The 22,857-nt window shown below is 45.7% G+C and carries 27 protein-coding genes and 1 pseudogene; all 28 read left to right on the top strand.

What is annotated here, in order from left to right:
* Positions 1-10 precede the first annotated feature (10 nt).
* Positions 11-1,219 carry a Coenzyme F420 hydrogenase/dehydrogenase, beta subunit C-terminal domain gene (locus KKC1_RS08740; protein WP_088554085.1) on the top strand — a complete coding sequence of 403 codons (1,209 nt, stop codon included), beginning with the start codon at positions 11-13 and terminating at the stop codon, positions 1,217-1,219.
* A gap of 150 nt (positions 1,220-1,369) precedes the next feature.
* Positions 1,370-3,283, top strand: a complete 1,914-nt coding sequence (locus tag KKC1_RS08745) for a sigma 54-interacting transcriptional regulator (RefSeq protein WP_088554086.1) — start codon at positions 1,370-1,372, stop codon at positions 3,281-3,283.
* Between the two features lie 47 nt (positions 3,284-3,330).
* Complete coding sequence (locus KKC1_RS08750; protein ID WP_202820020.1) at positions 3,331-4,584, top strand: nickel pincer cofactor-dependent isomerase, group 22; 1,254 nt, start codon at positions 3,331-3,333, stop codon at positions 4,582-4,584.
* Between the two features lie 138 nt (positions 4,585-4,722).
* Complete coding sequence (ylxM, locus tag KKC1_RS17055; protein ID WP_088554088.1) at positions 4,723-5,064, top strand: YlxM family DNA-binding protein; 342 nt, start codon at positions 4,723-4,725, stop codon at positions 5,062-5,064.
* Positions 5,065-5,076: 12 nt separating this feature from the next.
* Positions 5,077-6,465 (top strand): signal recognition particle protein, encoded by a 1,389-nt coding sequence (gene ffh / locus KKC1_RS08760; protein ID WP_088554089.1) that lies wholly within the window; start codon positions 5,077-5,079, stop codon positions 6,463-6,465.
* Positions 6,466-6,516: 51 nt separating this feature from the next.
* Positions 6,517-6,786: a 30S ribosomal protein S16 gene (rpsP, locus tag KKC1_RS08765; protein WP_088554090.1), complete on the top strand. Its 270-nt coding sequence runs from the start codon at positions 6,517-6,519 to the stop codon at positions 6,784-6,786.
* 19 nt (positions 6,787-6,805) lie between these two features.
* A complete protein-coding gene (locus KKC1_RS08770; protein WP_088554091.1) occupies positions 6,806-7,033 on the top strand; it encodes a KH domain-containing protein in 228 nt (75 codons plus the stop codon).
* A 45-nt stretch (positions 7,034-7,078) separates the two neighbouring features.
* Complete coding sequence (locus tag KKC1_RS08775) at positions 7,079-7,519, top strand: YlqD family protein (RefSeq protein WP_192868155.1); 441 nt, start codon at positions 7,079-7,081, stop codon at positions 7,517-7,519.
* Positions 7,509-8,024, top strand: coding sequence for a ribosome maturation factor RimM (gene rimM / locus KKC1_RS08780; RefSeq protein ID WP_238134252.1), 516 nt, complete (start codon positions 7,509-7,511; stop codon positions 8,022-8,024). Before KKC1_RS08775 ends, rimM begins: the two co-directional genes overlap by 11 nt.
* Before the next feature lie 20 nt (positions 8,025-8,044).
* Entirely contained in the window at positions 8,045-8,794 is a 750-nt protein-coding gene (gene trmD / locus KKC1_RS08785; RefSeq protein ID WP_088554093.1) for a tRNA (guanosine(37)-N1)-methyltransferase TrmD, read from the top strand.
* A 33-nt stretch (positions 8,795-8,827) separates the two neighbouring features.
* Positions 8,828-9,409 carry an RNA methyltransferase gene (locus KKC1_RS08790; protein ID WP_088554094.1) on the top strand — a complete coding sequence of 194 codons (582 nt, stop codon included), beginning with the start codon at positions 8,828-8,830 and terminating at the stop codon, positions 9,407-9,409.
* A 95-nt stretch (positions 9,410-9,504) separates the two neighbouring features.
* Complete coding sequence (rplS, locus tag KKC1_RS08795) at positions 9,505-9,846, top strand: 50S ribosomal protein L19 (protein ID WP_088554095.1); 342 nt, start codon at positions 9,505-9,507, stop codon at positions 9,844-9,846.
* An 80-nt stretch (positions 9,847-9,926) separates the two neighbouring features.
* Positions 9,927-10,454, top strand: coding sequence for a signal peptidase I (gene lepB, locus KKC1_RS08800; RefSeq protein ID WP_088554096.1), 528 nt, complete (start codon positions 9,927-9,929; stop codon positions 10,452-10,454).
* Between the two features lie 9 nt (positions 10,455-10,463).
* Positions 10,464-11,312: a ribosome biogenesis GTPase YlqF gene (gene ylqF / locus KKC1_RS08805; protein ID WP_202820022.1), complete on the top strand. Its 849-nt coding sequence runs from the start codon at positions 10,464-10,466 to the stop codon at positions 11,310-11,312.
* 130 nt (positions 11,313-11,442) lie between these two features.
* Positions 11,443-12,585, top strand: a complete 1,143-nt coding sequence (locus tag KKC1_RS08810) for a sensor histidine kinase (RefSeq protein WP_192868156.1) — start codon at positions 11,443-11,445, stop codon at positions 12,583-12,585.
* 5 nt (positions 12,586-12,590) lie between these two features.
* Positions 12,591-13,241: a response regulator gene (locus tag KKC1_RS08815; RefSeq protein ID WP_088554098.1), complete on the top strand. Its 651-nt coding sequence runs from the start codon at positions 12,591-12,593 to the stop codon at positions 13,239-13,241.
* A 182-nt stretch (positions 13,242-13,423) separates the two neighbouring features.
* Positions 13,424-13,606 carry a Flp family type IVb pilin gene (locus tag KKC1_RS08820; protein ID WP_088554099.1) on the top strand — a complete coding sequence of 61 codons (183 nt, stop codon included), beginning with the start codon at positions 13,424-13,426 and terminating at the stop codon, positions 13,604-13,606.
* Between the two features lie 114 nt (positions 13,607-13,720).
* Positions 13,721-14,239, top strand: coding sequence for an A24 family peptidase (locus KKC1_RS08825; protein WP_192868157.1), 519 nt, complete (start codon positions 13,721-13,723; stop codon positions 14,237-14,239).
* Between the two features lie 4 nt (positions 14,240-14,243).
* A complete protein-coding gene (locus KKC1_RS08830; RefSeq protein WP_088554101.1) occupies positions 14,244-14,645 on the top strand; it encodes a TadE/TadG family type IV pilus assembly protein in 402 nt (133 codons plus the stop codon).
* Positions 14,646-14,664: 19 nt separating this feature from the next.
* Positions 14,665-15,609 carry a pilus assembly protein TadG-related protein gene (locus tag KKC1_RS08835; RefSeq protein WP_238134256.1) on the top strand — a complete coding sequence of 315 codons (945 nt, stop codon included), beginning with the start codon at positions 14,665-14,667 and terminating at the stop codon, positions 15,607-15,609.
* Between the two features lie 18 nt (positions 15,610-15,627).
* Entirely contained in the window at positions 15,628-16,338 is a 711-nt protein-coding gene (gene cpaB / locus KKC1_RS08840; RefSeq protein ID WP_192868158.1) for a Flp pilus assembly protein CpaB, read from the top strand.
* Positions 16,339-16,355: 17 nt separating this feature from the next.
* Positions 16,356-17,582, top strand: a complete 1,227-nt coding sequence (locus tag KKC1_RS08845) for a CpaE/TadZ family protein (RefSeq protein ID WP_088554104.1) — start codon at positions 16,356-16,358, stop codon at positions 17,580-17,582.
* A 15-nt stretch (positions 17,583-17,597) separates the two neighbouring features.
* The gene (locus KKC1_RS08850; protein WP_088554105.1) at positions 17,598-18,932 is read left to right on the top strand and encodes a TadA family conjugal transfer-associated ATPase; all 1,335 of its coding nucleotides are present in this window, start codon (positions 17,598-17,600) and stop codon (positions 18,930-18,932) included.
* A gap of 12 nt (positions 18,933-18,944) precedes the next feature.
* A complete protein-coding gene (locus KKC1_RS08855) occupies positions 18,945-19,910 on the top strand; it encodes a type II secretion system F family protein (protein ID WP_088554106.1) in 966 nt (321 codons plus the stop codon).
* Positions 19,911-19,928: 18 nt separating this feature from the next.
* Positions 19,929-20,846 (top strand): type II secretion system F family protein, encoded by a 918-nt coding sequence (locus KKC1_RS08860; RefSeq protein ID WP_088554107.1) that lies wholly within the window; start codon positions 19,929-19,931, stop codon positions 20,844-20,846.
* A 3-nt stretch (positions 20,847-20,849) separates the two neighbouring features.
* A complete protein-coding gene (locus tag KKC1_RS08865) occupies positions 20,850-21,221 on the top strand; it encodes a DUF192 domain-containing protein (protein WP_088554108.1) in 372 nt (123 codons plus the stop codon).
* Entirely contained in the window at positions 21,211-22,485 is a 1,275-nt protein-coding gene (locus KKC1_RS08870) for a hypothetical protein (protein WP_088554109.1), read from the top strand. Before KKC1_RS08865 ends, KKC1_RS08870 begins: the two co-directional genes overlap by 11 nt.
* 99 nt (positions 22,486-22,584) lie before the next feature.
* Positions 22,585-22,857 (top strand): annotated as a pseudogene (locus KKC1_RS16290) (ribonuclease HII); the annotation flags it as partial.

Below are 22,857 nucleotides of genomic sequence, written 5' to 3' on the forward strand. Positions count from 1 at the left end.
AGTCCTGACTATGAACATAGGTTTTCCCCAATTGGAAAGTTTAGTGGTACGACGGGGACTGTGTACGGGGTGTGGCAGTTGTGTGGGAATATGTCCCTCCGCGGCGCTCAGTATGTCCCGGGTGTACGGCGAACCTATGCCGGTTTGTACTGGTGTATGCTCCTCCTGCGGCCTTTGTTCCCGTATTTGCCCGGGAAACGATGTGCCGCTATTGGAATTGGAACGACATTGTTTTGGTAGAAATCGTAAACCGGCTTTAGCAGATCTGGGAGTTTATCGCAACAGCTATAATGGATATGCTAGGGACGATTTTATCCGGAAAAAGGGCGCTAGCGGAGGCGTGGTAACGGCACTCTTGGTGCACGCCCTGGAAACGGGAATAATTGACTGTGCGATTGTGGCTGGCTTTAATACAGAGAAACCCTGGCTTACGGAAGCCAAGATAGCGGCCAGCCGAGAGGAAATTGTGGATGCTGCTCAGTCCAAATATGCCGTGGTTCCTGTTAACATGCGCATTCGGGAAGCTGTAAAGCGCGGATATCGGCGTATAGCACTGGTTGGTCTACCCTGCCATATTCACGCGGTGCGTAAGATGCAGTATTATGGTATACCACGGGATATTTCGGTAAAAATTAAATTAACAATAGGTTTGTTTTGTGCTTCTCAGTTTTATTTTGAGGGTACCCGCCATATTCTGGTGGAGTGGTGCGGTATAGACAAAATGGAAGAAATAGCCCGGTTGGAATACCGGGGCGGAGACTGGCCAGGGCATTTTGTAGTACAGCTTCGGAACGGAGAAACCGTTACCGTAGACCGACACCGTTATGTTTACCATATGTTGATGCCGCACTATAAAAGGGACCGCTGTGAAATGTGTATTGATTGGTCAAGTGAACTCGCCGACATTGCGGTAGGGGATTACTGGGCGCCACAGCGGACCGGACCTGATTATTATGGCACTTCTGCCCTGCTGGTGAGATCTTCTGCGGGCGAGGAAGTGGTAAAGAGCGCTGTGGAGGAGAAAGTGGTGTATTTAGAAGATCTCGATCCAGACAAACTTTGCAGCAGCGTAGGGTTTGAAATGAAAAAACACGGAGCTGCTTACAGGTTGGCACAGCGGCAGCAATTCGGCTGGCCTACCCCTAATTATCACATGCAGGTGGATTATACCCCGTTCTTTCGAGATTTTCATATGGCACCGGAGAAAAAAGAATCTTGATGTTAAATATCAGAACAAGTCGGTATATAAAGTGAACGCTTTTATAGAGGGAAATTAATTTGGGTAGAGAATTAAAAAACCCAAGCAACTTAGGCTTGGGTTTTTTAATTCTCCTTAACAGTTTCGTTTTAAAATGGGGTGATCTTGTTAATGTCTAAAATTTTAATAACCTCGCCTTATCCTGAATTTACTGTTCTGGCCCGGCAAATATGTGTGGAGATGGAGGTAGAAGCAATAATATTGGAGAAAGTTCTTGAGGAGGCTGCTGCCAGCGCACAGGAACTTGTACAGGAAGGGGAAGTTGAAGTTGTTATTAGCCGGGCGGGTACGGCCGCAGCAATTGAACGGGTAGTTAACGTGCCTGTAGTTACGGCTGAGTATACTGATTTTGACCTTCTGCAGGCGTTATGGAATGCAAAAAAACTCGGAGATAAGATAGGTTTTCTTGGATTCCGATATAAACAAATTGAGTACGATTTTGACAGTTTGGTAGAAATTTTGGGAACGGAAGTCAAACAATATCTATACGGCAATACCCGGGAAATTGAAGAACAGGTAGAAAAAGCGTATAAGGACGGTATTGAAGTTATAGTTGGTGGCGGGTATATCGGAGTTAGATTAGCCCGGCAGAAAGGAATGCAAGGGGTTTTGGTTTATACCAGTAGAAGGGCGTTAGTGCAGGCAATCCAGAGGGCCATTGATATTCTCCGAATCATTCGCAAGGATCGGGAAAAGGAGGAACGGTTAAAAACTATTATCCATGCTGCCAACGAAGGGATAATTGCCGTTGACGAAAACGGTGTGATCACTGTTTTTAATCCCGGCGCGGAAAAAATTTTGGGTATAGCTGCCCGCCAGGTAGTTGGCAAAAGCATTAGTGCGGTGACGGCTAATGACGATCTGTTAGATTTGCTCAAGGGTCAAGAAGAAATAAAGGGAGATTTAAGACAGGTGGGTGAATCTCAGGTAATAGTTAACCGGATGCCCGTCAAAGTCGGGGGCCAAACTCTAGGCATCATCTTAACTCTTCAGGACGTTACCAGAATTCAGCAGTTAGAGCAACGAATTCGTAAAGAATTGTACACCCAGGGGTTGGTAGCTAAATTTAGTTTTAACGATATTATTTACCGGAGTAAGGTTATGAAAGATGTTATAGCTTCTGCCGAAAAGTTTGCGGAGACGGATTCTACCGTGCTAATCACAGGAGAGAGTGGGACAGGAAAAGAACTAATTGCCCAGAGCATACACCAAAGTAGCAAGCGCCGGACGGGACCTTTTGTGGCAGTCAACTGTGCTGCCCTGCCGGAAAGTCTGCTGGAAAGCGAGTTATTTGGCTACGCTGAAGGGGCTTTCACCGGCGCTCGAAGAGGAGGAAAGGCAGGACTCTTTGAGTTAGCTCATGGAGGAACAATTTTTTTGGATGAAATAGGAAAGATATCTCTTGAGTTACAAGCTAGACTTCTGAGAGTGTTGCAGGAAAAGGAGGTCATGCGCGTAGGTGGCGACCGAATTATCCCGGTAGACATCAGGGTGATCGCCGCTACTAACCAGAATTTGCGGGCAGCAGTACAGCAGGGTGCTTTCCGGGATGATCTTTTTTACCGGTTAAATGTACTTAAGCTAACCCTACCGCCCTTGAGGGAGCGGAAAGAAGATATTCCGTTGCTGGTGGAACACTTTCTTCGCAAGTTTAACGCTAAGTTTGGCAAAACGGTTCAGAGTCTTCCAGCAAAACTTATGGAATGGTTTTTGCAATATGACTGGCCGGGTAATGTGAGGGAGTTAGAAAATTTTGTGGAAAGGTTTGTCATTCTTGCTGACGGAGATGAACTAGAGCCTAATTTATTGGAACATTTTCGTGAAGACATGAATAACGCTGAAAGAGAAAACTACGATTGGGATGATAATAGTTTAGTTATAGAAATAGACAAGCTCGACAATATGGTTGTACAAATTATACGTCAACTGGATAAAAGGGTGGGAGGAAACCGAAGCGAACTAGCCCGGCTGCTGGGCGTTAGCCGGACCACGCTATGGAAAAAACTAAAACAATTAGAGGAGTGAATTACTTAACGCGCTGGGGGCGAGGAAAATGGAAGGAGGAAGGCAAGTTGGGAGAAGGCTTACCGTCGTTTGTTAAAGTTAAGCAGATACTACCGCGGCCCAAGGTGGAAGATATTGAAGTAGAGGTGGCGCGGGAGCTGGAAAAAATTAATTTGCCGGAGATAGTTAAGCCAGGACATATGATAGCAGTCACTGCCGGAAGTCGAGGTATCGCTAATATCGACCGGATCCTCAAGAGTGTCTGTCAGAAGATAAAGGAGGCAGGAGGGCGCCCGTTCCTGGTAGCGGCTATGGGCAGTCACGGAGGCGGGACTGCCGAGGGCCAGCGTAAGATTTTAAGCAAGTTAGGAATCAGGGAAGAGAACTTGGGAGTTCCGGTACTGGTTTCCGATCAGGTGGTCCAATTAGGATGTACTTCTTCCGGGTTTCCTGTTTACTGTGCCCGAGAGGCGGTGGAGGCTGATGGTCTGGTGGTAGTAAACCGGGTAAAACCTCACACGGCCTTTCGGGGCGAAAACGAAAGCGGGTTGCTGAAAATGATGGCTGTGGGACTCGGTCGCGTACCAGGTGCGACGGTGGTTCATCGGCTGGGTCCCGGTGAGATGGCCCGCACCATTCCGGAAATCGCCCGGGAAATGCTCACGCGGCTCCCGGTTCTGTTTGGACTGGCCATCGTTGAGAATGGATATGAAGAGACGGCGATTATAAAAGCGATACGGCCGGAACAATTCCAGGAAGAGGAAAAGAAACTCCTTCAAGAGGCAAGGAAACTTCTTCCGCAGTTGCCGGTTAACTCACTGGACCTGCTGATTGTGAAGGAAATGGGCAAGAATTTCAGCGGTACAGGTATGGATACCAATGTCATTGGAAGGTGGAGAGTTTTTGGAATACCAGAACCTGATGTTCCCCATATTCGGCGCATAGTGGTTTTGGATCTTTCTCCTCAATCTCACGGTAACGCTACAGGTATAGGTTTAGCGGATTTTACGACACGCCGGCTGGTTAAAAAAATCAATTTTGAAGCAACCTATTTGAATTGTCTGACCACGGGATTTGTCCAGAGAGCCATGCTGCCTATGGTTTTCGAAAGTGACCGGGAAGCCATTGATGTTGCTGTAAGGAGCCTCCATATGGATGCCGGACAAGTCAGAGCTCTTCTAATTGACAACACTTTGCACCTGCAGGAACTATATGCTTCGGAGACATTACTCCCGGAACTGGCTGAACGGGCGGACTTGCGGGTGGAAAAAGAAGCGTTTCCACTTCGTTTCAGCACTACCGGGGAATTGATAGATCCCTGAAAAGCGTTAAAGGCTAGGGGTTTAACTAGGGTTAACCTGACAGTAAACATCTTTTTGCTTATGGTTCTTGACTTTTTGTTAGGGTATAAGTAATATACTACTGTAAAGCATTACTCCTTAACAACGTTGGTGAAACTAATGCTTCCTAAGATAGCGCGTATAGCGTGGCTCTATGACTTTTACGGGAAATTGTTGACCAGTAAGCAGAAAGAAATTGTGGAGTTATATTGCCATCATGATTTATCATTGGGAGAAATTGCTGAGGAGTATGGCACCAGCCGGCAGGCTGTGTATGACGTTTTGAAAAGGGCAGGAAGAACATTGGAAGAATTAGAGAGTAAGTTAGGTCTTCTCAACAAGTTTCTGACGCAAAGAAAAGATATAGAAACAGTTCTGAATTTATTGGCGAAGTATCGTGCCAGCGGAGAAATGTGTTATCTTACGGAAGCAGAAGAATATTTGAAAAAACTTTTGAATTAGAAAGGGATTAAAATGGCCGTTTTTTCCAAATTGGCCGAGAGGCTTCAAGAGACATTTAAAAAGTTAAGAAATAAAGGAAAACTTACGGAAAAAGATGTGGAACAAGCCCTAAGGGAAGTGCGGCTCGCACTGCTGGAAGCGGACGTAAATTATAAGGTAGTTAAGGATTTCATCGGCAAAATCAAGGAGAGGGCTGTGGGGGAAGAGATATTAAAAAGCTTAACCCCAGCTCAGCAGGTTATTAAAATTGTAAACGACGAGCTTACGCAACTGATGGGAGGAACGCAGAGCAAAATAAATTTAGTATCCAAACCTCCTACAGTAATAATGCTGGTGGGTCTGCAGGGAGCCGGTAAGACGACTACTGCTGCCAAACTGGCCAACTTGTTGCGTAAGCAGGGAAGACGTCCTTTAATGGTTGGAGCTGATGTTTACCGTCCTGCAGCCATAAAACAGTTACAGGTTTTAGGAGAGCAAACAGGAATACCTGTATTTTCTTTGGGAGAGAAACAGAATCCGGTAGATATTTCTCTGGCTGCTGTAGAGTATGCCCGCCAAGGTGGTTATGACGTGGTGACCATAGACACGGCAGGACGACTTCACATAAACGAGGAATTGATGAACGAGTTAGTTCAGATTAAAGAAAAGGTCAAACCTCATGAAATACTGCTGGTAGTAGATGCTATGACCGGGCAGGATGCGGTAAATGTGGCTAAAACTTTTCATGAAAGGTTAGGATTAGATGGAGTCATCCTTACTAAATTGGACGGCGACACTAGAGGCGGGGCTGCCCTTTCGGTGAAAGCGGTTACCGGGTGCCCAATTAAATTTGTAGGAATGGGAGAAAAAGTGGATGCTCTGGAACCGTTTTACCCGGATCGGATGGCCTCTCGCATTCTGGGGATGGGCGATATTTTAACCTTGATTGAAAAAGCTCAGGCAAATATTGACCAGGAGAAGGCCCGCCAGATGGAACAAAAAATTCTTCAGGAAAAGTTCACTTTAGAGGATTTTCTGGAACAACTGCAGCAGATGAAATCCCTCGGTCCTTTGGAGGAAATAATAGGCATGATCCCCGGGTTGGCGGGAGCCAAGCAGCTTAAGAACCTTCAGTTTGATGAGAGAGAATTGGTTCGCATCGAAGCCATAATCCAGTCTATGACTCCTGAAGAAAGGCGTAATCCGGAGATCATCAATAGTAGCAGGAAGAGGAGGATAGCCAGGGGAAGCGGTACCACGGTCCAGGATGTGAATCGACTGCTCAAGCAGTTTTTCCAGACCCAGAAGTTGATGAAACAGTTAGGCGGGATGGCAGGTTTTGGCGGACGAGGAAAGTTCAAAAAAGGTAAAAAAGGAAAAAAGGCGAAAAAGGGAATATTTCCTTTCCCTTTCTTACATTAAAAAAATATGTATAGGATTTAACTAATTGGGAAATTAAAAGGAGGTGATCACATGGCTACTAAGATTAGGTTGAAACGAATGGGAGGCAAAAAGGATCCTTTTTACCGGGTAGTTGTAGCTGACTCCCGTTCTCCAAGGGATGGACGTTTTATTGAGGAGATAGGTTATTACGATCCTACCCGACAACCGGAAGCCATTAACATCGATGAGGAAAAGGCTCTCAAATGGTTGAAGACAGGGGCCCAGCCTTCAGATACGGCCAAGGCACTGTTGCGGAAAGCAGGAGTCTGGCAGAAGTATATGGAGACGAAAGCCAAGTAGAGGTGAGGGGGTAAATCCGGTGAAGGAACTGGTAGAGTTTTTGGCGAAAGCTCTGGTAGACAACCCTGATGCAGTGCAGGTTAACCAAGTTGAGGGAGAGAAATCAGTCATTTTGGAGTTGCGGGTCGCTCCCGAAGATATGGGTAAAGTGATTGGGAAACAGGGTAGAATTGCCAAAGCTATTCGAACGGTAATCAAGGCAGCTGCAGCTAAGGAAGGCAAAAGAGTTGTTCTAGAAATCATTTAACCGGAGGGGCTATCAGCCCCTTTTATGTTCGGAAGGAGGGATGGGGTGAAAAGTTTAACTATTATTCAGCCGATTACCATAAAAGCAAAAGTAACCCTCCATTTGAAAGAAAAACTTATCCGAGATATCCGGGCGGCTCTTCAAAAGTTAGAAGCGGAACTACAACGGTTGGAATTTACTGGAAAAAGATTAATTGCCGAATGGGAGAAGCAAAAGCCGGACCAAGTGGTTGTGATAAAGCGGCAATTAGAAGGAGAAAAGCAGAAAAGAATGGAGGCACGCAACCAACTCTTACAAAAACTCAAAGAGGTCCAAGAGATGGAAATTGGTCAGGAAATAAAGCAGGGAACGGTAAACCGTTTGGTGGAAGTTCAGATTGGAGACTACTGGGAAAAAATCAGTGGGGTGGAAATTGTCCTGGAAGACAACAAAATAATTGACATCCGCTATCCGGATGCTATTGGGGAGGGGTGTCATGATGGTTGAGCCCCTGATCGCCATAGGCAAAATCACTACCACTCATGGACATAGAGGGGAAGTACGGGTATATCCGTTAACCGATTTCCCAGAACGTTTCCAGAGACTTGGTAAAGTATATGTACAAAAGGAAGATATGCGAGAACTGCACGTCGAGAGAGCACGATTTCACAAACAATTCGTTATTGTTAAATTTAAAGAAATCAATGATATGAACGAAGCTTTGCAATTGAAGGATTACCTGATCAAGATTAACAGGTCAGAAGTCGTCCCTCTGCCTGAAGGTCACTACTACATATTTCAACTGGTTGGTTCCGAGGTTTACAGTGATAAAGGAGAATTTCTAGGAGAACTGGTGGATGTGCATCGGACAGGAAGTAATGATGTTTATGTTGTTCAGAACCCCGACACGGGAGAAGAAATTCTGATACCGGCCTTGAAGGATGTGGTTAAGAAGATAGATCTGGAAGAAAACAAATTGGTGGTAGAATTATTACCGGGCCTGCGGGAATAGGCCTAAGTGGGGCGATAAAGATGCGCATTGATATTCTAACTATTTTTCCAGAGATGTTTCAGGGACCGTTACAAACCAGTATAATCGGCAAAGCTCAGGAAAAAGGTCTGCTGGAAATTAATCTAGTAAATATCAGGGACTACGCCCTTGATAAACATAAATCAGTAGACGATTACCCTTACGGTGGCGGTGCGGGGATGGTAATGAAACCGGAACCGATTTTCCGGGCGGTGGAAGCAATTCGAGGAGAGGATTTTTACCCGCAATGCCGTACTATCTTGTTAAGCCCTCAAGGAGAATTATTCAACCAGGAGAAGGCACAGGAACTTGCCGCATCTTCCCGCCTGATCCTCATATGTGGCCGCTACGAGGGTTTTGATGAACGCATACGGCAACATCTCGTTACCGATGAACTGTCTATTGGTGATTACATTTTAACGGGCGGTGAATTACCCGCTATGGTAGTAGTTGATGCGGTTAGCCGGTTAATACCGGGAGTGCTCGGGGATGAAGAATCCGCCCGTGAGGAATCATTTACCTTTGGTTTGTTGGAGTATCCTCAGTATACTCGCCCCAAGGAATTTCGGGGATATTCGGTTCCGGAGGTATTGTTGTCCGGCCACCATCAGCGCATTCGAAGGTGGCGCCGTAAAGAGGCCTTGCGGAGGACCTGGTTGCGTCGCCCGGATCTGCTGGCGAAGGCAACTTTAACCGAGGAAGACCATCTGCTTTTGGAAGAAATTAAGCAGGAGCATGGCCAAGAAGAGTAATTATGGAAATTAGATAAAAGAGGTATAATAGCCATGGACAAAAAAAGAGCGCCCCTGTATATCGGTCTGGTTCATTATCCCGTCTATAACAAGCGGATGGAGATTATCAACACCTCGATTACCAACTTGGATTTACACGATCTGGCTCGGGTTGCAGCCAGCTATGAGCTAGACGGTTATTTTGTGATTCAGCCCTTGCCGGGACAGGTGGAAATAGCTAGGCGCATCATTAAATATTGGCAGTCGGGACAGGGTGCCCGGTACAATCCGGATCGACAAAGGGCCTTTACCACCATACATTTAGTTTCCAGCGTTGCAGAAGCGGAGGAAAAGATTAGGGAAAAGGAAGGGACAAGGCCTCGAGTGGTGGTTACAGACGCTCGACTTTATCCTAATTCCATCGGTTATCGGGAGTTGCGGAAGCAGTTGGAAGAGGAGGTAAATCCATATTTAATCCTTTTTGGTACTGGCTGGGGTCTGGCCGAGGAAATAATGTTGAAAGCCGATTACATTCTTGAGCCTATATATGGAGTCGGAAACTATAACCACCTTTCGGTCCGGAGTGCCGTATCGATTATTATTGATCGACTCTGTGGCGAAAAGTGGTGGAAATAAGTTGCCAATGAGAAGTGGTTGTGCTATAATACAGCATGGTGTTTTGGAGCTAATAAGCCTTTTTTCGAGCAGTAAGAAGGGAGGATAAACTACATATGGATTTAATAAAGGCGGTAGAGCAGGAATATGTTAAGAAAGATATTCCCGATTTTCGACCGGGTGACACGGTAAGGGTTCATGTGAAGGTTATCGAAGGAAACCGGGAAAGAATTCAGCCTTTTGAAGGAACCGTCATTAAAAGGAAAGGAGAAGGGATCAAGGAGACATTTACGGTACGCCGTATTTCCTACGGAGTTGCGGTAGAACGGACTTTTCCCGTCCATTCACCGATGATAGAGCGCATTGAAGTTGTACGTCGGGGACGAGTCCGTAGAGCCAAACTTTACTACCTGCGGGACAGAGTTGGCAAAGCCGCTCGGATAAAAGAAAGACGTTAGAATATAGGAGGGACTGCCATGCCAGTCCCTTTATTTACCTGATCAAGCAGTTTTTATTTCTGGAGGAGCAGGAGAACATAATGAAAGGTAACCAAAGACTGTGGCACAATCTCACCGAGATCTTGCAGACTGTCGCTATCGCTTTGATGTTATCGTTTATAATTCGCCTTTTTCTTTTTCAGCCTTTCTACATTCCTTCTAGCTCTATGGAACCGACGTTACGGCCGGGAGACAGAATATTGGTAAATAAATTTATTTACCATTTTCAAAAACCGCGCCGAGGCGATGTTATCGTATTTCGTTTTCCTTTAGATCCTCAAAGAGACTTTATTAAGAGAATAATTGCCTTTGGCGGGGAAACCCTGGAAGTAAAAAACAACCAAGTGTTTATAGACGGGAGAAAATTGGAGGAACCTTACCTGCCGCCTGATATCCGTTTTGGCAATTACGGTCCCGTCACTATACCGGAAGGTTACTACTTCGTGATGGGGGATAATCGCAGTCACAGTCAAGACAGTCGTTTCTGGGGGCCCCTGAATAGAAAGTATATCATTGGCAAAGCGGTCCTTATTTTTTGGCCTTGGTTTCGAGCAGGGTTAATCAGGTAGGTGCTTAAAGTGAAAATCCAATGGTATCCGGGCCACATGGTGAAGGCCAAACAACAACTACAGGAAAGTTTGAAGGTAGTCGACCTGGTGATAGAAGTACTTGATGCACGAATACCTAAAAGCAGCCGTAATCCGGACTTAGCAGCCTTTTATGGTGACCGACCGTGCCTGCTGGTTTTGAATAAGGCGGATTTGGCGGAAGTTGAAGCTACGGAAGCCTGGATTAATTATTACCGTCAAAAAGGCTTTAAGGCCGTGGCCGTCAGTTCCCTTACCGGGCTAGGAGTATCGAAAATATTGCCTGCCTGTCGGGAAGTGGCAAGGCCCCGGTTGGAGAAACTGCGATTAAAGGGTTTGCGTCCTAGAGCTGTCCGGGCCATGGTTGTAGGCATTCCTAATGTAGGAAAATCCTCTTTAATCAATCGATTAACGGGCAGAGCTCCTGCCAGAACGGGTGAATTGCCCGGCGTAACTAGGGGTAAACAGTGGATACGCCTTCGCCGGGATCTAGAATTGCTTGATACTCCGGGTGTCTTGTGGCCAAAATTGACAGATGCAGAGATTGGTTTCAAACTGATACTGGTGGGCACTATCAGTGAATTGGTCTACGATGAGGCTGAGGTAGCTACTGAATTGGTTGAATTCCTGCAGGAACATTATCCGCAGGTCTTGTCAAATCGCTACCGTTTAGGAAATTTAACCTCTAACGCGAAAAAGGTATTGGAACAGATTGGCAGAAAACGGGGTTGTTTGCTGCCCGGGGGCGAAGTGGATTACCAAAAAGCAGGAAAAATTTTATTAAGAGACTTTCGCGAAGGCAAGCTTGGAAGATTCACCTTGGATCGCATAGACAAATGATGAATTTAAATCACTACAGTTAGTAGTGATTTTTTTATTGCTTAAAGATATAACGATTGATAGTGGAAGCAGGCAGGAAATAACTGCTTGAGTCAAGAAACATATTGATATTCTTATATTCGGGGTGTTTATGGTGGTAGATGTTAGGGCTTTGGACAAAGTAATTAAACAGACCCTTGCTACTTTGGAAAAAAGCCGTGATCAAATCCTTGATATCGCCGACAATGCTCGAAGTGAAAGGGAAAGAATTAAGGCAGAGTTACAAGAAATTCAAAATCAGGTAAAAAAGACTATAGACGAAGTTGACCTTTTGGAAAGAAAGGAAAAGCAGGCTCGAATTCGGCTGATGGAGGTCAGCAGGAATTTTCACAAGTATACGGAGGAAGATATGCGGCAGGCTTACGAAAAGGCAAGGCAGTTACAAATCAGATTAGGGCTGTTAAGGGAACGGGAGACGCAATTAAGACTCCGGAGGGATCAGCTGGAAATTAGTCTCCGTAAGCTGGAAGAGACGGTGGAAAAAGCGGAAAACCTTGCCTCCCAGGTGGGAGTAGTTCTCAACTTCCTGGGGGGTAACTTGCAGGAATTGAGTAACCAGTTGGAAGAAATACAGCAGAGACAGCTACTGGGGTTGCGTATCATTAAAGCTCAAGAAGAAGAGCGCAAGCGGGTGGCACGGGAGATTCACGACGGTCCGGCTCAATCTCTTGCCAATGTTATCTTGAGAGCGGAGATTTGTGAAAAACTGCTGGCTATTGACCCTTCCCGGGTGGGGAAGGAGCTCTCCGAGCTCAAAAATTTGGTTAAGCAGAGTCTACAGGATGTACGTAAGATTATCTTTGACCTCCGTCCGATGGTACTGGATGATTTGGGATTGATTCCGACTCTGAAAAGGTTCATGGCCAATCTGCAGGAAGAGAGCAAATTGGAAGTGGATTTTACCGTTCTGGGACAGGAAGAAAGATTAGCTCCAGCTTTAGAGGTAGCCGTTTTTCGTTTGGTACAGGAGGCGCTAAATAACGTTAAAAAACATGCGCGGGCTTCTCGAGTTCAGGTCAGGCTGGAAACAACTCCCGAACGGATAAATGTTAGTGTAAAAGATAACGGTTGTGGTTTTAACCCTCAGGAGGTGTTTGGCGGGAAGGGAGAATCCTACGGGTTGATAGGGATGAGGGAGAGAGTAGAGCTTTTGGAAGGAAAGATTAATATTGATTCTGCTCCAGGTAAGGGAACTCAGATCAGGATTAGCATTCCTTTGCAGAAACGGGAGTGATTTTTATGGAGGTTATAAAGGTTCTGATTGCTGATGACCACTCTTTAATCCGGGAAGGGTTGCGAAAAATACTACTGCTGGAGCCAAGGATAGTTATTTGTGGAGAAGCAAGCGACGGGCAGGAAGCCGTGGAATTAACTCGAAGATATCGGCCTGATATTGTACTAATGGATATCAATATGCCTAATGTAAATGGATTGGAGGCTACTCGCCTTATAAAACGAGAATTTCCGTCCACCAAAGTGATAGTTTTAACCATACACGACGATGAAGAATACGTCACTGAACTTTTTAAAGCGGGGGCCAGCGGGTATGTTCTTAAAGATATCGATGCGCACGATCTTATAAAGGTAGTTCTAGAAGTAGCAGAGGGTAAACCAGCTTTGCATCCTTCTCTCACTCCTAAAGTCATTCATGGATTACAGCAATTGGCCAAAGAAAAAGAGATGGTTCAGAGCCCACCCTTGACCAAGCGGGAAGTGGAGATTCTTAAATTGATTGCTCAGGGATTTTCCAATCGGGAGATCGGGGAGAAGTTGTTCATCAGCGAAAAAACCGTCAAAAATCATATTACTAATATTTTTCGAAAGATTAAGGTAGAGGATCGAACTCAGGCTGCCCTTTATGCGGTTAAGCATAAACTGGTTGAGTTATAGAGACAATTGTTATCAATTGTCTCTTTTAATTTTTGGGACCGAAGTCCTATGTAAATTAAGACTTTGGCTCGATAGGAAGAAAATAGAATATATGTTAAATTAGAGACAACCGGGGTACCCCAGAGCCTAACAAAGGCTTTAAAACTAGTTTGAAAAAGAGTTTCCTTAGGGGGTGTGTTAAGTTGCTGGCGGTTTTGCGCAGACTGTGGCGGGAGGAAGATGGTCAGGGGATGACCGAATACGGGCTGATATTGGCATTGGTAGCGGTTCTCTTAATAGGTTCTCTGCTGGCGATGAAAGATAAATTGGCTGCTATCTTTAACGATATTACCACTGGACTGGAGGGTACGAATCCGAGGGGTTAGGATTTTTAGTTCCTTCCACCCTGGGTGGCCCTGCTGTATTAGCAGGAGGGCTGCCGTTCTTTTTCTTTTCCGTGATGCCGTTTCACCATTGGACAACCAAGGTGGATGATGCGTATGGAAATGATATTAAATTTGGTTTTAATTACAGTTTTAGTTATGGCAGTTTATCACGATCTGCGCGAACGAAAAATTCCTAACCGAATTCTAATTGCGGGCTTTGGATTGGCCGTACTGGTACACGGCCTATCGGACGGATGGCAGGGAGTGTTTTTTTCCATCCGAGGACTGCTCGTAGGTTTAGGATTGTTTTTCCTTCCTTTTTTACTTGACGGTATAGGAGCCGGTGATGTCAAGCTTCTCGGGGTGATTGGAGCCTTACAGGGGAGTTCTTTCGTATTTTATACTTTCCTGGCCGCAGCCCTTATCGGGGGATTATTATCTTGTTTGGTATTATTAAAAAACAAGCAATTGAAGACGACCTTGATGCGGGTGGGAATGATTTTATGGCAACTATATTGGACGCGTTTTTCACTGTCCGTTCTCCAAGGTTTGCGTAGTAGGGACAATGATTATCGACTTCCCTACGCCTTAGCTATAGCGTTGGGAGCATTCGTGGTCGCGTGGATGAGGTGAGAAAATGACCGCCCTCAAAAAATTACGCGATGGGGATAATGGGCAAGCTTTGGTGGAACTGGCCCTGGTTTTACCGGTCCTGTTAATGCTTATGGGGGGGATAATCGAAACCGCGCGTCTTACGAATGCTTATTTGGCGGTAGTGCATGGATCTCGGGAGGGAGCTCGTTTGGGAGCCGTGGGAGGAACTGACGCGGAGATCGTGATGCAGGTCAAGAGAGCTGCCAGCCCGTTGGAACCGGAGAGGATATCTGTGAGTATTTATCCGGCGGAAGAAAACCGGACGGCCGGTGAAATGATAGAGGTTTCAGTTGAGTATTCTATTCCGCTGTTTACCCCTCCTTTGAATTTTATCCTGACCAACCCTTATCCGGTTAAGGCCAGCACAGTTATGCGGGTAGAGTAGGTGGCAAAAATTGAGGCGAGTGAAAGTTTTTTGGGACGGTTTAATAGGTGAAGAAAAGGGAAGTGTCATAGTGCTCACCGCACTAAGTATGGTGATGCTGCTGGGCTTTACCGCCTTGGTAACTGATATAGGACTGGCTTACTTGGCGAGTCAGAAGTTGAGCCGGAGTATAGATGCGGCGGCTTTAGCCGGAGCACAGGAATTGCCCGGTAATCCGGATAGGGCAGTAGAAATAGCTAAAGAATATGCAAGGCGTAACGGGTTAGCGGAAGAATTAATGGAAATTCAAGTGGCGCAAGACAGACAGAGCCTGCGAGTGAAGGCGGTCAGGCCGGTACGACTTTTCTTCGGGAGAATTTTGGGGATAAGAGATAGTTTGGTACAGAAGGCAAGTCAGGCTGAAGTTAGGAGTTTATTAGCGGTTCGCGGCGCCGCCCCGCTTGCTGTTAAGCAAGATAATTTTGTATTGGGACGGCGGTATATTCTCAAATACGGAGCCGGAAGTTCCCGACGGGAAAACAATCTCGGACCCGGAAACTTCGGAGCACTGGCTTTGGGCAAGGGTGGTGCAGACCAATACGAGGAGAATCTCAAGTACGGATATGAAGGATGGCTTCGAGTGGGCGAGGTAGTAGATACTCAAACCGGAAATTTGTCCGGTCCTACCCTGAGGGCTATAGATTATCGCCTTTCTTTGTGCAGTCACGCACGGCAGTGTACGCCACAATCTTTTTACCGGGACTGCCCTCGCTTGTTGATTGTACCGGTATTTGTTCCGTGGAAGGTCGAAGGGCAGCAAGTAAAAAAAGTAAAGATAACCGGATTTGCTGCCTTTTTTGTGGAGGCAGTAAAAGGACAGGGGAAGGAGAGCGAAGTACACGGTTATTTTGTTGAAACCCTGGCATCGGGAATAACAGGGCACGGATTAGACTTTGGGCTCCGGGGCGTACGATTGGCGGAATAAATGGACGGAGGTATAAGGATGAATAGCAAGAGAATTTTTGTTTTCGCCCTGGTGCTGGGTTTACTGGCTGGCGGCACAACCTATTGGTATCTCCTGAAGTTGAAAGAGTCTTGGAAAGAGACCTGGAAAACTGTCAAAGTGGTTGTGGCGGCCGAAAACATTGCCCCAGGAGAAGTGATTAAGGAGTCAATGGTGCAGGAGAAAGAAATACCATTCTCTTTTGTTTTACCGGGAACGGTATCCAGTAAGGAAGAGCTCATCGGAGCCATAACCAGGCAAAATCTATATGCGGGAGAACAGGTATTGTGGGACCGGGTGGTTAAGGATACGGAAGAAGCATCGGAGCTGGCTTACCACATTTCTCCTGGCTTGAGAGCGGTAACTATCGCTGTTGATGAAATATCCGGTGTGGCCGGATTGGCTCAACCAGGTGATCGGGTAGACGTAATAGCTATTGTCAGGACTTCAGAAAGTGGGGACGAACTCGGTACGGGAGCGGTAGTGTTGGTCCAAAATGTGAAAATACTGGCCGTGGGTCAGAAACGGGAAAACCAGCGAGAGGAGATCAATTCCAGTCTGCGCAGCGTTACTTTGGAAGTTTCTGCGGAGGAGGCTCTGCGCTTGATACTTGCCGCCGAAGTGGGGCGGTTACATCTGATACTTCGGTCAGTGACAGATAAAGAAAGAGTTTCTTTACCGGTTCAGAGAGCTACCGACCTGCTGCCATAAGGGGAAGGAGGAAAACAGTGAAACAAATCACCGTGCTGGTGGTGGATGATGTAGCTCAAACCAGGAAGGATATCAGTCGTCTGCTGTATTTTGAAGACGACATTACCGTAATAGGTGAGGCGGAGAACGGGGAAGAAGCCGTCAAGATGGCGGAGAATCTAAAACCTGACATAGTTTTAATGGATGTCAATATGCCTCTGATGGACGGGATTGCAGCTACCGAAGCTATTTCCTGCCATGTCCCTGAGACCTCGGTAATCATTATCTCCATTCAAGGAGAGCAGGAGTATTTGAGAAAAGCTATGATGGCAGGCGCAAGCGAATATCTGGTAAAGCCTTTCAGCGGTGATGAACTGGCGGGCACCATTCGTAAGGTATATGCCGCCCGTCGAAAGCGAGAGGGAGGTACAAAGGTAGCGGAGACACGCTTAGTTGAAAAGGAAGAAAGGGGCAAAATTATTGCCTTTTTTTCCGGAAAAGGTGGTGTTGGTAAAACAACTTTAGCTACGAATTTTGCCGTAGCCCTGGCCCGGAGCGAAAAAGGAAAGGTTGTACTGGTGGATTTAGATCTGCAATTCGGCGATATCGCCCTGTTCCTTAATTTGGATCCCCGGAGAACTATCAGCGGACTGGTCCAGGAGAAAGATCAGATGGATGATGAACTAATGGAAAGCTATTTGATACCCCACTTTTCCGGTGTCAAGATACTGGCGGCTCCCTCTTTTCCGCAGGAAGCGGAGTTAGTTAGCTGGGAAGACGTAGAACAAATTTTAGAGTACTTAAAAGAGAAATATCAATACGTGATAGTAGATACAGCCTGCTTCTTTCACGACATTAATATTAGTTTGTTAGATGTAGCTGATCACATACTGTTAGTTACAGCAAGGGATTTGGCCAGTCTTAAAAACCTGCGGAGTTTGGCAGAAATATTAGAGCAACTGCAATATCACCAGAAAGTCGGTGTGGTAGTGAACCGATTGGGCTCGGCAGGCGAGGTTGAAGGTAGCATTTTTAAAAAAGCTCTGAAATATCCGGTGGTTGGACAGATACCCGAGGCTAGTAAGTTGGTAACTGAATCTGTAAACCAAGGCATACCCGTGGTGCTGCGCCGAGGGACGGCACCTTTTACAGTTAAGATATTTGAACTAGTCGGGGAGGTAGTTGGCAAAAATAAAGTATCCTTCAACCGCGGTTTCCCGATACGTGTTTTTTGGAATAAGGTTCTGGGAATGGTTTTAGATTAAGGGGGAGCAAAAGACATGTCTCTTTTAAGACGGCTGGAGAAAAAAGATAGAAGTGAAGAACGCCAGCGTAGAACGGGTAGTGATTCTGAAACTTCTGCGGTAGAAAATTTTAAAATGAGGGCACACCAAAGATTAGTGGAAGAGCTGGGGGAAGAAAGGATAGATAAGGAGCAGTTGTTACCTAAGATAATGGCAGTGGTAGAGGAAATGTTTGAAGAAGAACAGCTTTTTTTCTCCCGTTCGGAAAGAAATTCGATTGTGCAGGAGCTTTTACACGAAGTTCTCGGGTACGGCCCTATTCAGCCGTTTCTAAATGATGCTACTGTTTCGGAAATTATGGTAAATGGTCCTCGGCAAGTATACATCGAAAGGAATGGAAAATTAGAGTTGACTGATGTACAGTTCCGAAATAATGAGCATGTTCTGAACATTATTGAAAAAATAGTGAATCCCTTAGGCCGACGGATTGATGAGAGCATGCCTATGGTAGACGCCCGGCTTCCTGATGGTTCCCGGGTAAATGCTATTATCCCTCCCCTTGCTCTGAACGGACCTATACTGACTATCCGCAAGTTTTCCCATAAACCCTTGGAAGCAGGAGACCTGATCCGGTTCGGGACACTCACCCAAGCTATGGCTTCGTTCTTGGAAGCGTGTGTCCGCGCCCGTCTAAACATTATAGTTTCCGGCGGCACTGGTTCCGGAAAGACTACTACCCTTAACGTTCTTTCTTCCTTTATTCCCCATCACGAACGGATTATCACTATTGAGGACGCGGCAGAGCTGCATTTGAGACAAGAGCATGTGGTTTCGCTGGAGACGAGACCTCCGAATGTTGAAGGCAAAGGGACTATAACTATTCGCGACTTGGTCCGCAACGCTTTGCGAATGAGGCCGGACCGGATAGTGGTAGGCGAGGTAAGGGGTGGAGAAGCCCTGGATATGCTGCAGGCTATGAACACCGGTCATGACGGATCGCTTACCACGGCCCATGCTAATTCTCCGCGAGACTTACTCTCTCGTCTGGAAACTATGGTCTTAATGTCGGGGATGGATTTGCCGGTACGGGCAATCAGAGAACAGATTGCTTCGGCTGTGGACTTGATTGTACAACAAAGTCGGTTGCGGGACGGTACGCGCAAAATTACTCATATCACTGAGGTTCAGGGAATGGAAGGAGAGGTTATTGTTCTACAGGATATTTTTGTATATGAGCAGACGGGAGTAGAAGGAGATGGAAAAGTATTGGGTCGCTTTCGAGCCACGGGAATACGACCTAGGTTCATGCCCCGGCTAGAAGCCATGGGCATCAGGTTGCCCGACGATATCTTTTCCCGGGCCGACTGGTAGGGAGTGAACGGAGTGAAGCTTTCTCCCGAATTAGGTTTGGTGATTTTGTCTTTTACAAGTGCATTTTTTATCGGTGTAGCATTAAGTATCTTAAAAGATCACCGGCAGGCACGACTGCGGGAAAGATACAGCCGGTATTCAGTAGAACCGAATAAGGATATTAAGAAACAATTACCAGAATTCAAGGTATTCATAGATATAGCAGGCAAGCTATTTAAAACGAAGATTGAATGGGGTTACCTATGGCGGAAATTGGATTTGGTTTTAATTCAGGCTGATGCACCTTTTAAAGTGCAGGAGTTTCTAGCTCTAGAGCTCCTGTCCGCTATGGCCGTAGCAGGACTCTTTTTGACCCAAAGATATTTACTGGGCTTAAGCGTGCTTGCCGGCACGCTATTATTTCCGGCTCTGCTTTTGAATAGAGCTAGAGCTAAAAGAAAACAAAAGCTTGAGAATCAGTTGCCAGACACGCTAATTTTAATGGCCAACGCTCTTCAGGCCGGCTTCAGTTTTACCCAGGCCATGGAAATGATTAGCCGTGAAATGGCTGCTCCAATTGGTAATGAGTTTGCCAGGACCTTACAAGAGATTAAGCTGGGTTCATCAACGGAGCAGGCCCTGCTGCGTCTTGCTCAACGTACCGAAAGTTCGGACGTGGAATTGATGACAACTGCCGTTTTAATTCAACGGCAGGTAGGCGGAAATTTGGCAGAAATTTTGAATAATATCGCTTCAACCATCAAGGAAAGAATTAGAATTCGGGGTGAGATCAAAACTCTTACGGCGCAAGGCAGAATTTCTGGGTTTATTATCGGCAGTTTACCGTTATTCCTGTTAGCTTTCTTACTTATTTTCAATCCGCAATACATAGCTGTCCTTTTCAGTACCCGTGCCGGAAGGTTGTTGTTAGGTTGGGGGGTAATTTCCGAGGTACTAGGAGTAATTTTGATAAGGAAAATAGTTAATGTTCAGATATGAGCGCAGGGGGCGTTGACCGTGGAGAAAATTATTGGAGGGTTAATATTCTTAAGTACGGTGCTTTTGGTTCAGGCGGTTGAAGGGGTAATTAAGGAAAAAAATTCTGGTCTTAGAAAACGCCTCCGACAAAATTTTAATTCTGAGTTCGATTTCCGAAATGTGGAATTAAATCAGCCTTTTTTAAAGCGGCTGGGGTTACCTCTAATAAGAAAATTCGCTGATTTTTTGGCTGAAGTTATCCCGGGACAAAAAAAGGAGATGTTACAACTGCTGCTCAACCAAGCAGGAAATCCTTGGGGGTTAAATGCAGATGAATTTACAGCTCTCAGGTATCTTCTGGCACTTTTGATTGCTATATTAGTAATGATTTTGGCCCTGGTTTTTCAGGATAATATTGGTAGTGCTATAGTCTATGCTCTCTTTGGATTTTGGACCGGTCGCTGGGTTCCAGACTATTATCTGAAGAAAAAGATCCGGAAGAGACAAGAAGAAATCTCTCGTTCATTACCGGATGTTTTAGACCTTCTGACCGTAAGTATAGAAGCAGGGCTGGGATTTGATGGCGCTTTGAGCAGGGTGGTGGAGAAATATAAAGGAAGCCTTGCCGAAGAGTTTGAGCGGGTACTGAAGGAGTTCCAGATAGGTAAACCGCGGCGGGAATGTCTGAGGGATTTTGCCTTGCGAATAGGTTTGGAAGAAGTTAGCACTTTCGTAGGGGCCATAATTCAAGCGGAACAGATGGGAGTCAGTATGAGTAAGGTTATACGTTCCCAGGCCAGCCAAATCCGGGCGCGGCGAAAGCAGAAAATAGAAACCCAGGCCATGCAGGCACCGATTAAAATGTTACTGCCTTTGGTACTTTTTATTTTTCCTACTCTGTTTATCGTTCTGCTCGGACCGGCCATGCTACAAATAATGCAAATCCTGGGGGAATGAAAAGTGAAATTATATAATGTTACCCGGAGAAGAATGTTGGCTGAAGATCTAACAGTTGCTAATTCCTTTTTTAAGCGATTAAGAGGGCTTATGAGATACCCAAATTTTCCAAAACACCAAGGATTACTTTTGGTACCCTGCCGGTCAGTGCATACGTGTTTTATGCGCTTTGCCATCGATGTAGTTTTCCTGAATTCCAGTTTTCGCGTAGTTTTTGCCATCAGCCAGTTAAAGCCGTACCGCTTCAGTCCGTGGATTAGAGAAGCGCAGATGGCGGTTGAACTGGAACCGGGTATTCTGGTTACGACCGGTACCGGCATAGGAGATCAGTTGGCAATCATTGGGCGAGAGAGAGGGATGCTTAATGAACGGTAACCTGGGGCGCTGGATAACGTTGAAAGTCACTGGCTTCATGGCATTTGTGGCTGTTGGGCTAAATCTTCTGATGGAGACAGTCGAAAATGCCGGTGTATGGTCATTTAAGGGGTTACCTGTCGCCGCGCAACTTCTCTTCATAGCCGGAACCAGTTGGTTTCTTTATTTGGTATTGCAAAATTCCGTCCAAAAACCATTAAAGCAGACGATTGCGGCAGGGGAATCCATAATTGAGGGAAAACTCTTTGTCCCACCGGCATGTTTCAGGAAAGGCGATTTAAACCATCTCTACTATGTTTTAAGTTGGGTTGCAGACTATTTCCGTAATATACTGGAAATAGCAAAAGAAGCTATTTCCTGCGCAACCAATTTTTCACAACGAATTTTAGCCCAGGTCAACCAGTCCCGAAAAGATTATGGATTATTGAATAGACATTTGAAACAGGTTTTGCAGGCAACAGAAAAACTAGTTACCAGAACAACAGAACGGAGCACATATTGGTCGGAGTTAACCTCCAATAGCATTCGGTTTAAGGAGACTGTAGAAAGCTTGGAGAGTATTTTAAGCCGGAATTTTGAGAGCAGGACTGATATCCGGTATCTAGTTGAACTTGCGGCAGAAGAGGTTGGAAGGATGGGAGAAAAGGCTGAAAACGTGAACCAAAAGATTGAAGCAATGGTAGCCCGAATGGGCGAAGTGCAGGAGAAATTACAGAATCTCTTGGAACAAAGGGAAGAAGTGATGATGATAGTCTTAGAAGCCAACCTTGAAAACCGAAGTAGGGTTGTTGCTCCCTGGACGGAGCAAGTTTTTTATCTAGAGGACCGGGCAGTGGTCGAACTTAAAGAGGCAGCAAGGGCTCTGGATAATAGTTCTGAAGAGTTGTATCGTTTAAAAAAAGAAGTGGAGGCCTTGAGCTGCAGCATGTTCAGGGCGGGAGAAGAATTTTCTAAGTTATTAACGAGTGATGGAGTACTGGAGCAGGAGGAGGAAAAGATTTGGGAACCCATTTCTCATTTGTGGGAAATACAGAAGGAAATTAGCATAGTCTGGCAAGCCGAGAAAAAAGTTTGGGAGGAACTTCAGCTAATTACTTGTAAATTAAACCAACAATGGAAGAAAATCGTTGATTGTTGTCGACAGCAAGAGGAAGGTCTGGAAAGTATTCTTAATAATTTGGAACGATTGAGGCGGAGCACCAGGGGGCTCGAAGAATTAATAAACCAATTTCAAAGCGAGAAAAAATATGAGTTAACCCGCTGATTAACACCTGCGGGTTATTTTTCTAATTTTACAAAATCTCTTTTTCAGAAAGGTTTTTGGGAGAGCGAATAGAAATTTTTGAGGTGGGGGGCGGAAGAGATGGATATTCGAGAGTTAACGGTGGATGAGGTTCGAAAATACATAGAAGAAAATTATAATCAGTTGCCGGAAACTTTAATCAAGCAGCTTAAAGTGGATCCCCGCCGGGGTGTTAGGAAAATCTACCAGCAGCTTATCAGGAAAAGGGAACAGTTGAGGGAGGAAAGGAAACGTGTTTGGGAACTTTATAATTTTGAAAGGGAAACTGGTTGTACGCTTGTGGCAGGAGTGGATGAAGCAGGACGCGGGCCGTTAGCAGGACCGGTGGTTGCG

The organism is Calderihabitans maritimus (assembly GCF_002207765.1).
In the GTDB taxonomy this organism is placed as follows: domain Bacteria; phylum Bacillota; class KKC1; order Calderihabitantales; family Calderihabitantaceae; genus Calderihabitans; species Calderihabitans maritimus.